1 protein-coding gene is annotated in these 300 nt (G+C 60.3%); it reads left to right on the top strand.

Features of this window, described 5'->3' with window-relative positions; genetic code table 11:
• The coding region (locus tag EN852_RS38975; RefSeq protein WP_135879914.1) for a HigA family addiction module antitoxin at positions 1-300 on the top strand (300 nt) is incomplete at both ends.

Here is a 300-nt window from a genome sequence, read left to right as displayed (position 1 = left end):
GATCTCGGTATGACCATCGCATCTAGCCTTATTGACGTGCCGCACCCCGGCGAGTTCATCCGCGAGGAGCTTGATGCGCGCGGCTGGTCTCAGCGCGACCTCGCTTACATTCTTGGAGTGCAGGAGCAGGCTATCAACCCGATCATTTCGGGAAAGCGAGGCATCAGCCCCGAGATGGCCAAGGCACTTGGTGACGCGTTCGACGTGTCGGCTGAGTACGTCGCGAATTTGCAGCAAGCATACGAAATGGCGCACGGGCACGCGCCGGACAACGGTGTGGCACGGCGCGCTCATGTAGAT

It is taken from the genome of Mesorhizobium sp. M2E.F.Ca.ET.209.01.1.1 (genome assembly GCF_004010375.2).
Classification (GTDB): domain Bacteria; phylum Pseudomonadota; class Alphaproteobacteria; order Rhizobiales; family Rhizobiaceae; genus Mesorhizobium.
The sequence above is the reverse complement of the archived record's forward strand: the minus strand, read 5'-3'. Positions and strand labels throughout refer to the sequence as shown.